Genomic DNA, 12785 nt, shown 5'->3' on the forward strand with positions numbered 1-12785 from the left:
GTTCAGTTGAGTTCGCGGAGCACTTCGTCGGTGTGCTCGCCGAGTGTCGGCGCGCCGCCGCGTGGCTTCTCGTCGACGCCCCAGAAGGCGACCGGAGTCGCCACCGTGCGCAGTGGCGGCCCATCACCCATACCGGGCTGTTCGACGAACGCCCCGACCGCCTCCGCCTGCGGGTCGGCCGCGACCTCCGCCAGGGTCTGCACGGGCGCCCACCAGACGCCTTCGGCGTCGAAGCGCTCGGCCCACTCGTCCAGCGGCCGCTTCGCGAACTCCTCGTCGAACGCGGCGATCAGTTCGGTCACGTGCCCGCGCCGGGCCTTGCCGGTCGCGAACCGCTCGTCGGTGGCCAGGTCCGCGCGGCCGAGTGCCTTGACGACACCGGGCCAGTGCCGGTTGCCCTCCAGGCCGACCAGCCAGAACCAGCGGTCGTCGGCGGCCCGGTAGGAGTTGTAGAGCGGGGATTCGTGCTCGGTGCGGTGGCGGGTACGGCCGCGCTTGCCGAAGAAGTTCTGCAGGGCGAGGTCGTTGCCGTTGGCGTACGTGCCCGACCGGAGCAGGGACACGTCCACGACCCCGCCCTCGCCGGTGCGTTCCCGGCGCAGCAGCGCGGCCAGCACGCCGGCGACCAGGTTGGCCGCGGCCGTACGGTCGCCGAGGCCGGGCCGGATGCCGGGGGGCGGCTCACCGGCCGGGTTGAGCATGGCGGCGATGCCGGGCCGGGCCCAGAACGCGGAGACGTCGTACCCGGCGCGGTCGCGCTCGGCACCCGTCCAGCCGTAGCCCGTCAACGTGCCGACAACCAGCTGAGGATGACGTTCCCTCAGATCGTCCGGCGCCAGTCCCAGCCTCTCCAGAGCACCCGGGCGGAGGTTGGTGACGAACACGTCGGCGCGTTCCAGCAGCCGCTCGAGTACGTCCTTGCCCTCCTGCGAGCGCAGGTCGAGGACGATCCCGCGCTTGCCGCGGTTGTCGGTCTCGAACGGGGGAGCACTGTCGATGTCCTGCCCGACGTGCTTGAGCGTGTACCGGTTGGGGTCGCCGGTCGGCGCCTCCACCTTCACCACGTCCGCGCCCCAGTCGGCGAGCATGGTGGCCGCGGCCGGTGCCGCCACCCACATGCCCAGCTCGACCACGGAATAGCCCTCAAGTGGCCGCACGGGCCCACCTCCAGATCATCGGGCGCTTGTACGCCTGCTACACGCCGCGGAAGTCGCCCGGTCGGCGTTCCCGGAAGGCCTTGAGTCCCTCGGCCCGGTCCTCGGTGCTGAACAGCACCGCGACGGTTTCGCGCTCGTACGCGATCGCCGACTCCAGGTCCATGCCGAGCCCGTAGTCGATGAGCCGTTTGCCCGCCGCGAGCGCGAGCGGGGCCCCGGCGGACAGCTTCGCGGCCAGGGCTTCGGCGGTCTTGAGCGCACCGCCCGGCTCGGCGAGTTCGTTGACGAGCCCGAGCGCGTGAGCCCGCTCCGCGTCGATCGGCTCGCCGGTGAGGATCATCTGCTTGGCGATCGCCGGCGGCAGGAGGCGGGGCAGCCGCTGGGTGCCGCCCGCGCCCGGCAGCACGCCGAGCTTCATCTCGGGCAGGCCCAGGCGGGTGCCGCGCTCGGCCACCCGCAGGTCGCAGGCGAGGGCCAGCTCCAGACCGCCGCCGAAGGCGAATCCGTGGACGGCCGCGACCGACGGCTTGGGGAAGTCCTCCAGCAGCGCGAACGCCTCGGTCAGACGCCCCACGAAGGCGCGGAACTGCCCGGGTGTCGTGAACGACTCGATCTCGCCGAGGTCGGCACCGGCCGAGAAGGCCCGCCCTGCACCGGTGAGGACCAGGGCGCGTACGTCGTCGTTGTCGCGGACGTCGGCCAGGACCTGTGTCAGTTGGTCGACGGTCTCGGAGCCGATGGCGTTGAGCCGCCCCGGCCGGTCGAGGGTCAACACCGCTATTCCATCGCGGAGTTCGGCACGCAGCACGGTGTTCACCTCAGACCATCGTCAGTCCGCCGCTGACCGAGAGCGTCTGCCCGGTCATGTAGGCGGCGTCGTCGGACGCGAGGAAGGCCACCACGCCGGCGATCTCGGCGGGCTGGGCGACGCGGCGCAGCGGGATGGCCCGCACGGTCGCGTCGTACATCTTCTGGCTGTAGTCGGCGACCTGGCCGAGCAGCGCGGTGTCGGTCGGTCCCGGGCAGACGCTGTTGACGGTGATGCCGTGCCGGGCGACCTCTCGGGCCAGTGCCTTGCCGAAGGCGATGACCCCGCCCTTCGTCGCGGAGTACACCACCTCGCCGGACGAGCCGACGCGGCCGGCGTCCGAGGCGATGTGCACGATCCGTCCGCCACCGCTCTCGATCATCGAGTCGAGCACCACCCGGGTCACCGTGATGGTGCCGCGCAGATTGACGTCGATGATGCGGTTCCAGGTGTCCTCGGTGCTGTCGACGAAACGGCCGATCACGTCGACGGCCGCGTTGTTGACCAGGATGTCCACCGGACCGAGCTCGACGATCACCCGCTCCACGGCCGCGTGCACGGCAGCGCTGTCGGAGATGTCCGCGCCGACCCCCGTCGCCCGCACTCCGTACCGCTCGACGAGCCGGCCGGCCACCTTGGCGGCGGCCTCCGGGTCCAGGTCGCAGACGGCGACCGCGGCTCCCTGGGCGGCGAGCCGGTCGGCGATCGCCTCGCCTATCCCGCGTCCCGCTCCCGTGACGAGTGCCACCTTGTCCCGTACGCTCACGCGCCCTCCCTCGCCCAGGTCCCGATACAGCGCTATCGTATAACTACTTCAGCTAAATAAGCGAGATGCATGAGTGGAGCCGAGCATGCGCCGAACGATCTTCACCGAGGAACATGAGCTGTTCCGCGAGACCGCCCGCACCTTCTACCTGCGCGAATGCGCCCCGTACGCCGAGCAGTGGGAACGTGACGGGCAGGTGAGCCGGGCCGCGTGGGCGGCGGCGGGCAAGGCCGGACTCATCGGCTGGCAGTTCCCGGAGGAGTACGGCGGCCAGGGCATCCGGGACTTCCGCTACAACGCCATCATGGCGGAGGAGATGGCGGCCACCAGCTCGGTCGGCATCGGGCTCGGGCTGCAGAACGACGTCCTCCCGCCCTATCTGATGAACCTCACGACAGCTGAGCAGAAGGCCCGCTGGCTGCCAGGGGTGATCAGCGGCGAGACGATCTGCGCGCTCGCGCTGTCGGAGCCGTCCGCCGGGTCAGACCTCAAGGCCATCCGCACCACCGCCCGCCGGGACGGCGACGAGTGGGTGATAGACGGTTCCAAGACCTTCATCACCAACGGCATCCTGGCCGACCTGGTGATCGTGGCCTGCAAGACCGACCCGGAGGCCGGCCACAAGGGCATCAGCCTGATCGTCGTCGAGCGCGGCGCCGAGGGCTTCGAGCGGGGCCGCAAGCTCGACAAGGTCGGCATGAAGGCCCAGGACACCGCCGAGCTCTTCTTCCACGAGGTCAGGGTCCCGGCCGAGAACCTCATCGGAGAGGAGGGCCGCGGTTTCTACCACATGATGGGGAACCTCCCCACGGAGCGGCTCGCCATCGCCGTCTCCTCGCTGGCGGCGGCCGAGCGGGCCTATGTGCTGGCCCTGGACTACGCCAAGACCCGCACCGCCTTCGGGCAGCCCATCGGGGAGTTCCAGGCCAACCGCTTCGCGCTCGCCGACATCAGGGCCAGGCTGAACGCCGCCCGCGTGTACGTGGACGGCTGCATCATGGCCCTGGTGCAGGGCGAGCTGACGCCCGACGAGGCCGCGGCCGCCAAGTACTGGACCTCCGAGACCGGCTGGCAGGTCATCGACCGCTGCATGCAGCTCTTCGGCGGCTACGGCTACGTCAACGAGTACGAGATCGCGCGCATCTGGCGCGACAGCCGGGTGCAGCGGGTCTTCGGCGGCACCTCGGAGATCATGCTGGAGATCATCGGGCGGTCACTGGGGCTGTAGTCCGCGGCCGGGACTGTAGTCCGCGGCCCGAGTGTCCTGAACTTATTGACTACCTTGGCTAAATAGGTTAGCTATTTAGCCTGGATGTGCGCAGTGTTGCGCGGTCTCTAGGAGGTACCCGTGGTCACGGTCGATGTGAAGCTTCACCAGGACAGGGCGGAGCACGACCTGCCGCAGCCGCGTCTGGTCATCGGCGGCAAGGACGTCACCGACACCAGCGGCGGGCGCTACGAGCACCGCAACCCGGCGACCGGTCTGATCCAGGCGTACATCCCGCTCGCCGGGCCCACCGAGGTGGACCAGGCCGTGGCGGCCGCCCGCCAGGCCTTCGAGGTGTGGGGCCCGATGCGCCCCGCCGAGCGCCGCCGCCTGCTGACCCGGTTCGCCGGGCTGCTGCGCGACCACATCCCCGACTTCGCGGCGATCTGCCCGCTGGAGAACGGGGTGTGCATCGGCGGGTGGGCGGAGAACGTCGGACCGCACGTCGCCGAGTGGACCGAGTACTACGCGGGCTGGGCCGACAAGATCGAGGGCATGGTCGGCGCGGCCTACAGCCCGCACGAGAACGTCGAGTACACCATCGCCGAGCCGTACGGCGTCATCGGCCACATCATCACCTGGAACTCGCCCGCGCTGTCCCTGGCCATGAAGGTTCCGCCGTCGCTCGCCGCCGGCAACACCGTGGTCATCAAGCCGGCCGAGTCCACGCCGTTCTCCGCGCTGCTCTTCGCCGACCTGGCCCGAGAAGCCGGCATCCCTGACGGCGTCATCAACGTCGTCACCGGGCTCGGCGACGCGGGATCGGCCCTGGTCACCCACCCCGGCGTCGACAAGATCTCCTTCACCGGCGGCCCGGCCACCGCGCGCCGCATCATGGCCGACGCGGCCCTGAGTCTCAAGCCGGTCGTCTTCGAGCTCGGCGGCAAGTCCGCCAACCTGCTCTTCGCCGACACCGACCTCGACTCGGTCGTGCCGTACTGCGCCGCCTTCGCCATGAGCAACACGGGCCAGGGCTGCGCACTGCCCACCCGGCTGCTGGTGGAGCGCTCGGTCTACGACGAGGTCATCGCCCGGGTCACGGGGGTGATCGCCCACCTGCCGGTCGGCGACCCGCTCGACCCGACGACGTACATCGGACCCCTCATCAACGAAGCCGCCCGCGACCGCGTCCAGGGCATGGTCGCCAAGGCGGTCGAGGACGGTGCGGGCCGGCTCGTGTACGGCGGCGAACGCATCGACTCGGACGGCTACTTCGTCTCTCCGACGGTCTTCGCGGACGTCGACAACCGCAGCGACCTGGCCCAGCAGGAGGTCTTCGGACCGGTCCTGGCCATCACCCCGTTCGACACCGAGGACCAGGCCGTCGCCCTGGCCAACGACAGTGAGTACGGCCTGTCCGCCTACATCCAGTCCCGTGACACCGCGCGCGTCAACCGCCTGGTGCCGCGACTGAAGGCAGGGACGGTCTACGTCAACCCCGGTCCGAATCCGATCACTTCGCCCGCCACACCGTTCGGCGGCGTCGGCATGAGCGGGTTCGGGCGGGAAGGCGGCAAGGCCGGTCTGGACGAGTTCATCAACGTGAAGGGCGTCGGCATCGGCCGCGTCTGACCGACCATGGGGAGCATTCTAGTGAATCCCGCCCGCCGCCTGACATTCGGCGACATCATCCGCGAGCACCGAAGGTCCTTCCCCGACAAGGTCGCCCTCGTCGACGGTGATGTCCGCCTGACCTGGCCCCAGTTGGACGAGCGCACCAACCGGCTCGCAGGCGCCCTCGCGGACGCGGGCGTCGGCTCCGGCGACCGCATCCTGTGGCTGGGCCAGAACTCCTTCCGGATCTGGGAGCTGCTCGGCGCCGCCGCGAAGGTGGGCGCCATGGTCTGCCCCGGCTACTGGCGCTGGGCAGCCCCCGAGATGGCCTTCGCCGTCGAGGACTTCGACCCCAAGGTCGTCGTCTGGCAGGACGAGGAGATCGGCGACACGGTCGCCAAGGCGCGGGCCGAACTCGGCAGCGACCACCGGGCGTTGTGGCTGCGCCACGACGCGGAAGGACCCGGCTCGTACGAGTCCTTCCTGGCGGCCGGTTCAGCCGAGGACCCTGTCGCCGACGTCGACCCGGACTCCGCGCTCCTGGTCATCTACACCGCCGCGATCTCCGGCCGGCAGTCCGGCTCGATGCTCTCGCACCGCAACCTGCTCGCCATGGGCGCGAGCGCCGCCTGGATGGGGGACATCGGCACGGAGACCTCCTTCCTCGGCGCCGGGCCCATGTTCCACATCGGCAACTACCAGTTCTGGGGCGTCCCTGCCTTCGTCCACGGCGGCAAGAACGTGGTCGTCCGCCGCGTGGTCGCCGAGGAACTGCTCCCGCTGCTGGCGGGCGAGAAGTGCACGCACGCCTACCTGATGCCCCCGACCATCGCGCAGCTCGTCGCGCTGAACCGCGAGGCCGGCCACGACCTGTCCCACCTGCGGGCGAGCGTCGCCGCACAGCTGTGGCAGGGCACCGTCCCCACCGACGAGAGCCGCTTCACCCGCAACGGCGGCGGTATGGGCCGCGGTTACGGGCAGACCGAGGTGACCGGCTTCGCGGTGACCGGCGCCTACGGCGGCACCGGCACCGGCAACGCGGGCCGCCCCGGCCCCTTCACCGCCGTACGCATCCTGGACGGCACCGGCACCGAGTGCGCGGTCGGCGAGGCGGGCGAGATCTGTGTCCGCGGTGACCTCGTGCACCTCGGCTACTGGAACCGGCCCGAGATCAACGAGGAACGCTTCCGCTTCGGCTGGTGGCACACCACCGACCTCGGCAGGCGCGAGGCCGACGGCACGATCAGCTTCCTCGGGACGACGACCCGCATGCTCAAGTCCGCGGCCGAGAACATCTTCCCGGCCGAGGTGGAGAACTGCATCGAGTCCCACCCCGCGGTCAAGGAGGCGGCCGTGATCGGCGTGCCCAACGAGCGCTGGGCGCAGGACGTCAAGGCCGTGGTCGTGCTCCAGCCGGGCGCGGAGCCGGTCACGGCGGAGGACGTCATCGAGCACTGCCGGGCGCGGATCGCCTCGTACAAGAAGCCGAAGACGGTCGAGTTCGTCGACGCACTGCCGCGCACCAAGGACTACGCCAAGGACTACGAGACGCTCGACGAGCGCTTCGGCGGGGGCGGCTATCCCGGCGGCGACCAGCTCGGCGCGGGGCGGTGACCCGGTGAACGACCGCCAACCCGTCGTCGTCGGTGTGCACGCCACCGAACAGGCGCTGACGCTGCCCGACCGCGACGCCATGGACCTAGCCCTCGAAGCGGTACGCGGCGCGATCGCGGACGCCGGACTGACCCCGGCCGACGTCGATGGCGCCCAGGTCGACTGGCCCGGCCCCGGCGGCGTACCGGGCGAAGGCAGCTCCTGGGCACGCATGCTCGGCCGCGACCTGCGCTGGACCAGCGACTCGATGCTCGACAACGCCGGCTCGCGGGGCCTGCTGAAGGCGGCCGCCGCCATCAGCGCCGGATACGCGGACACCGTCGTCGTCGGCGGCTGCAAGCTGGTCTCGCGCGGAGCCGGTCCCGTCGGGGCCGGGGTGCCGCTGGAGTTCGCCGACGTGTGGGGCAGCTACGTCGTCGCCCAGTTCGCGCTGGTGGCGGCACGGCACATGCACGAGTACGGCACGACCTCCCGGCAGCTCGCCGAGGTCGCCGCCACCATCCGCAACAACGGCACCACCAATCCGGAGGCGATGATGTACGGCCGCGGCCCGTACACCGCCGACGACGTCCTCGCCTCCCGGATGGTGGCCACACCCTTCCACCTGCTGGACTGCTGCATCGTCGGCGAAGGCGGCGCCGCCCTCGTGGTCACCACCGCCGAACGGGCCCGCGACCTGCCGCACCCGCCCGTCGCCGTTCTCGGCGGCGGCATGGAGTACCACCAGGCCGCGTACGCCAATCCGGCCCTGCACCGGGAAGTCGGTCAGCTCGGCCGCGACGCCGCCACCCGCGCCTACGCCATGGCCGGCGTCGGCCCGCACGACGTGGACGTGTTCTCCCTGTACGACCCCAACTCCTTCGAGATCATCCGGCAGTTGGAGGCACTGGGCCTGTGCGGCGAGGGCGAGGGCGGACCACTGGCGGCCAGCGGTGCCATCGCCGTGGGCGGCAAACATCCCGTCAATCCCGACGGGGGCTGCCTGTCGTACGCCTGGAACGGGACGCAGCAGATGACGCTCAAAGTCGTCGAGGCCGTACGGCAGTTGCGCGGCACCGCAGTGCACCAGGTCGAGGGTGCCGAGCTCGCGGTCGTCGGGAACGCCGGGTCCGGGGCGCAGCACTACGAGATGAGCCTGCTGGGGAGAGCGCGATGAGCCGTCCCATACCCGTCCCCACCGAACTGTCCGAACCGTTCTGGGACGCGGCCCGGCGCGGTGAGCTGGTCGTCCCCTATTGCCCGAGCTGTGAGCTGCGCTTCTTCGTCCCGGAGCCCGCCTGCCCCGGGTGCATGGCGCCCAACTGGCATTACGTGCCGAGCGCGGGCCGGGGGACCGTCTACTCGGTGACCGTGGTGCACCGCGCACCCGGTCCGGGCTTCGACACGCCCTTCGCGCTCGCCGTGATCGACCTCGACGACGGCGGCACCCTGCTCTCCCACGTCGACGCCGGCGATCCGCACACCGTTGCCATCGGCATGCGGGTACGCGTCGACTTCCGGCCCCTGACGAACAGGATCACGCTGCCGTACTTCGTGCCGGAACACTGACCGGGCCGGTTGACCCACTCTTGTGAAAACTTAGTGAGCTAAGTGTATTTAGATAGCGGTATCCGGCGATAGCATGGCGCGTCATCGTGCGGGCCCAACGGAGCGGCCTGTCACTTGGAGCATCGCTGGGGACCTCAGTGGCAGTGCACGCGCGTGCGTCGAAGAGACAAGGCCCAAGGGGCGGCGGAGCCCGGCGACAGCCCTCACTCCGCACCGTCCTGCTCATCCTGGCTCTGGTGCCCAGCGTGACCCTCGTGGCCCTGTGGCTGGCGAGTTCCGCACAGCTCTACACGGACTGGCAGAGGCAGAAGGACCGCAACGCGGCCTCCAACGCGGCGGCACGTCCGATCATGGCGGCCTTCTTCGACCTCCAGGAGGAACGTCGGCTCAGCGGCGCGGATTTGGCCGACCCCGAGGGCTACCGGAAGGCGTTGCGCGCGCAGCGCGTCCGCACCGACGCCGACGTCACCGCCGTCCAGGAACTGCCCGACAGCAACTGGAGCGCCCCGGACGACATCCGCGCCAAGGTCGTCCAAGTGGGCAGCAACCTGCGGAAACTGGCCGACTACCGGGCGGCGGTGGACCAGCGGACCGCCTCGCAGCAGCAGACGTTCGACCGCTATACGGATCTCATCTCCGGCCAGTTGAACGTGTTCACCACCCTGAGCCACGTGGGGCTGCCCAACATCGACTACCTCGCCCGGCCGGCCATCGACTCGGTCTGGGGCATGGAGATGATCTCGCGGGAGAACGCCCTGTTCACCCGCGGCTCGGTGACCGGGCGGCTCACCGGCGCCGAACGTGGGCAGCTCGCCGGCTGGATCGGCTCTCAGCGCTTCCTCTACGACAACAAGATCGTGCCTCTCGTCCCGGACGATCAGGCCACGCTCTACCGGAAGTTGATGGCGGGCGGCGCGTGGAAGCAGAAGACGACGGCCGAGCAGAAAGTCCTGTCCGGCACCGGCACGGACACCGGCTCCGGCGCGGACACGTTCTCCAAGGGACTCGGCACGACGTGGAGCGACAGCGTCGGTCCGGTCACCGCCCAGCTCCAACAGCTCAACACCACCTACTCGGTGACCCTGACAGCGGCCACCGAGAAGGAACTGGACGCGATGGTGCGGCGGCTGATCGTCACCAGTGTGATGGGCGCGGTGGCGGTCCTTCTGGTCGTCCTGATCAGCGCGCTGCTCACCCGGACACTGCGCCGCCGGATCTCCGCACTGCGCGTCGCCGCCCTGGATCTGCAGACCCGCATGCCGGCCGTGGTCGAACGCCTGCGCAGCGGAGACGTCGTCGACCTGGACGCCGAACTCCCCGCCATCCAGCACGGTGACGACGAACTGGGCCAGCTGGGCCAGGCGCTGAACCTCGCCCGCCACAGCGCGCTGGACACGACGATGGCCCAGGTCTCGCAGTTCCGCGGCTTCGAGAAGCTCCTCCAGCGCATCGCCCGGCGCACCCAGCTGCTCATCGGACTCCAGATGAAGAAACTCAGCGAACTGGAGCGCCGGCACGAGGATCCCGAGGTCCTTGAAGGCCTCTTCGACCTCGACCATCTGACCGCCCGGCTGCGGCGCTACGAGGAGAACCTGGTGATCCTCGGCGGCGGCCAGCCGCAGCGGCGCTGGCGCAAGCCCGTCCTGCTCCTGGACGTGCTGCGCTCCGCGCAGAGCGAGGTGCAGGACTACCGCCGGATCCAGATCGACGTCGAGGACCGGGTGTGGCTGGCCGAGCGCGCGGTCGGCCTGGTGATCCACGTGCTGGCCGAACTCATGGAGAACGCGGTGGGCTTCTCCAGGCCGCCGACACCCGTGGAGGTGTACGCCGCCCGGGTGGGCCGCGGCCTCGCGGTGGAGATCGAGGACCGCGGCGTGGGCATGGACCCCGAGCAGTACGACGAGGCCAACCGGCTGATGACCGAGCCGCCCCGCATGGACGTCATGTCCCGGGCGGACGACGTCAGGCTCGGCCTCTACGTGGTGGCCCGGCTGGCGCGTGCCCTCGACATCCAGGTCGAACTGCGGCCCTCCTCCTTCGGCGGTACCCGGGTCGTCGTCCTCATCCCCGACGAACTCGTCGTCGAGGCCGCCGGACCGACCGGGCCGGCACCCGAAACAGCCGACACCGCATGGCCGCCACCCCCCGAGGCGGCCGCCGCGGACGCGCCCGGCTCGGAGCACAGGACGGCCCCGGACGTGGACACCCTGGTGACCGGCCGCGTCGGCCGGCCCGCAGCCGCGGTCCCCCTGGGCGATGTGTGGACCCCGCCGCCGCGCCCCCACCCGGTCCCGCGGACGGCCGCCGCGCCCGAGGGGAGCGGCACCCTGCGCGTGGATGTCGCGCCGGACGTGCGACCGCTGCCCAAACGGGTGCGCCTGGCCAGTCTCGCCGACGAACTCCGGGACCCGAACGCCGGCCTGGGTGCCCGGCCGGCCGACGAGCAGACATCGGCCCGGCGACCCGCACCCACCCGCTCCGGCGCGACGATCGGTGCCTTCCAGCGCCAGTCCCGGATGGTCCGGCGTGACGTTCCCCCGACCGACCACGAACCCACCGACGTGCTGCCGCAGCGTAGACGCATCCCGACGGAAGACTGACCATGACAATGCGAACGACCGCCACCCATCCGGACCTCGACTGGTTGCTGGACGGCCTGGTCGAACAGGTTCCGGGCACGCACCACGCCATCGTGCTGTCCGACGACGGGCTGGTGGTCAGCCAGTCCCGCACCATCGCCCGCGGCGACGCCGAGCGCCTCGCCGCCATCGCCACCGGCCAGCAGTCCCTGGCCCGCGGGGTCGGGCAGCTGTTCGGCGGTGGTTCGGTGCACCAGGTCATCGTCGAGCTGGCCGAGCTGTGGCTGTTCATCTCCGCCGCAGGGCGCGGCACTCATCTGGCCGTCGTGGCGTCCCAGGAAGTGGACGCCGAGTTGATGGCCGTGGCCATGCACACCCTGATGCAGCAGGTGGGCCAGCGCATGAGCACCGAGACGCGCTTCGGTGCGCCCGCCGACGAGCGCGGTGTACGTGAGTGAGCCACTGGATGGACGACCTGGAAGCAGGGGACGCGGAGGAGCTGTCGGTCAGGCCTTACACGATCACCCAGGGCCGTACGGCACCCGCGCGCGACGACCTCACCCTGATCACGCTTGTGACGACCGTCGAACCGGCACCGGGCCGGGCCGGTCTGCGCGGCCTGCAGCCCGAGCACCGCTCGATTCTCCAGCAGTGCCGTGCACCGGCGGCGGTGGCCGAGATCGCCGCTGAACTGAACCTGCCCGTGGCGGTGACGAAGATCCTGATCGACGACCTGGTGGCGCTGGGCAGGGCGACAACCCGCCCGCCGATCGCCGTAGCGGTAGGGAACACAATGGACATGACACTTCTTCGGGCGGTGAGGGATGGCCTTCGCAGACTCTGACCCCGCGGGCCGGGCCTACGACGGCTCGGCACCCGCGGCGGTCAAGATCCTTGTGGCCGGTGGCTTCGGTGTGGGAAAGACGACCCTGGTCGGGGCGGTGAGCGAGGTGGCGCCGCTGCGCACCGAGGAGTACCTGACCGTCGCGAGCGTGGGCGTCGACGACGTCGAGGGCGTCGAGCGGAAGGCCACCACCACGGTGGCCATGGACTTCGGCCGCATCATGGTCAACCCCCGACTGGTGGTCTACCTCTTCGGGACGCCCGGCCAGGAGCGCTTCTGGTTCATGTGGAACGACCTCGTGCACGGCGCGCTCGGTGCGGTGGTCATCGCCGACACCCGGCGGCTGGAGTCCAGTTTCGCGTCCATCGACTTCTTCGAGAGCCGAGGCATCCCCTTCGTGATCGGCGTCAACTGCTTCCACGGCCACCAGGAACGCAGCGAGCGGGAGATCCGCGAAGCGCTCGACCTGGACCCGGAAGTCCCCCTGGTGATGGGGGACATGCGACAGCGGGCGGTCGGCCGCGACCTCCTGCTTGCGCTGGCCGAACATCTCATTGCCGCGAACTCGGTAACCTAGTTGAATCAGTTATCTAGTAGAGTGAACCGTCTACCCGGTGCTCGGGCCATGTCCCGCACCTGTGGGTCGGA

The 12785-nt window shown here is 70.4% G+C and carries 12 protein-coding genes; 9 read left to right on the forward strand and 3 right to left on the reverse strand.

Translation table 11 applies throughout. From position 1 onward, the window contains the following. Positions 1–2: 2 nt before the first annotated feature. Genes ACIRP7_RS22170 through ACIRP7_RS22180 form a run of 3 tightly spaced genes read right to left on the reverse strand, consistent with a single transcriptional unit; the run spans position 3 to position 2731 of the window. On the reverse strand, positions 3–1157 hold the full coding sequence (locus ACIRP7_RS22170; protein ID WP_403662088.1) for a CaiB/BaiF CoA transferase family protein: 1155 nt from the start codon (positions 1155–1157) through the stop codon (positions 3–5). 37 nt (positions 1158–1194) lie between these two features. Then, positions 1195–1974 carry an enoyl-CoA hydratase/isomerase family protein gene (locus tag ACIRP7_RS22175; protein WP_403662091.1) on the reverse strand — a complete coding sequence of 260 codons (780 nt, stop codon included), beginning with the start codon at positions 1972–1974 and terminating at the stop codon, positions 1195–1197. 1 nt (position 1975) lies between these two features. Then, positions 1976–2731 carry an SDR family NAD(P)-dependent oxidoreductase gene (locus tag ACIRP7_RS22180; RefSeq protein ID WP_403662094.1) on the reverse strand — a complete coding sequence of 252 codons (756 nt, stop codon included), beginning with the start codon at positions 2729–2731 and terminating at the stop codon, positions 1976–1978. Positions 2732–2816: 85 nt separating this feature from the next. Between ACIRP7_RS22180 and ACIRP7_RS22185 the strand changes: the two genes are divergently transcribed. From ACIRP7_RS22185 to ACIRP7_RS22225, 9 genes are all read left to right on the forward strand, one after another. Continuing rightward, positions 2817–3959, forward strand: a complete 1143-nt coding sequence (locus ACIRP7_RS22185; RefSeq protein WP_403662097.1) for an acyl-CoA dehydrogenase family protein — start codon at positions 2817–2819, stop codon at positions 3957–3959. Between the two features lie 120 nt (positions 3960–4079). Continuing rightward, positions 4080–5570 carry an aldehyde dehydrogenase family protein gene (locus tag ACIRP7_RS22190; RefSeq protein WP_403662100.1) on the forward strand — a complete coding sequence of 497 codons (1491 nt, stop codon included), beginning with the start codon at positions 4080–4082 and terminating at the stop codon, positions 5568–5570. Between the two features lie 21 nt (positions 5571–5591). Then, on the forward strand, positions 5592–7166 hold the full coding sequence (locus ACIRP7_RS22195; protein WP_403662103.1) for an AMP-binding protein: 1575 nt from the start codon (positions 5592–5594) through the stop codon (positions 7164–7166). Positions 7167–7170: 4 nt separating this feature from the next. After that, positions 7171–8322 (forward strand): thiolase family protein, encoded by a 1152-nt coding sequence (locus tag ACIRP7_RS22200; RefSeq protein WP_403662106.1) that lies wholly within the window; start codon positions 7171–7173, stop codon positions 8320–8322. Further along, positions 8319–8714, forward strand: a complete 396-nt coding sequence (locus ACIRP7_RS22205; protein ID WP_403662110.1) for a Zn-ribbon domain-containing OB-fold protein — start codon at positions 8319–8321, stop codon at positions 8712–8714. Before ACIRP7_RS22200 ends, ACIRP7_RS22205 begins: the two co-directional genes overlap by 4 nt. 236 nt (positions 8715–8950) lie before the next feature. Then, positions 8951–11314, forward strand: a complete 2364-nt coding sequence (locus ACIRP7_RS22210; protein WP_403662113.1) for a nitrate- and nitrite sensing domain-containing protein — start codon at positions 8951–8953, stop codon at positions 11312–11314. Positions 11315–11322: 8 nt separating this feature from the next. Further along, entirely contained in the window at positions 11323–11751 is a 429-nt protein-coding gene (locus ACIRP7_RS22215; protein ID WP_393598879.1) for a roadblock/LC7 domain-containing protein, read from the forward strand. A gap of 17 nt (positions 11752–11768) precedes the next feature. Beyond that, positions 11769–12137, forward strand: coding sequence for a DUF742 domain-containing protein (locus ACIRP7_RS22220; RefSeq protein ID WP_403662699.1), 369 nt, complete (start codon positions 11769–11771; stop codon positions 12135–12137). Then, the gene (locus ACIRP7_RS22225; RefSeq protein WP_062039416.1) at positions 12118–12714 is read left to right on the forward strand and encodes an ATP/GTP-binding protein; all 597 of its coding nucleotides are present in this window, start codon (positions 12118–12120) and stop codon (positions 12712–12714) included. Before ACIRP7_RS22220 ends, ACIRP7_RS22225 begins: the two co-directional genes overlap by 20 nt. Positions 12715–12785: the final 71 nt, after the last annotated feature.

Origin of the sequence: Streptomyces sp. NPDC102270 (assembly GCF_044766405.1) — a bacterium.
Taxonomy (GTDB): Bacteria; Actinomycetota; Actinomycetes; order Streptomycetales; family Streptomycetaceae; genus Streptomyces.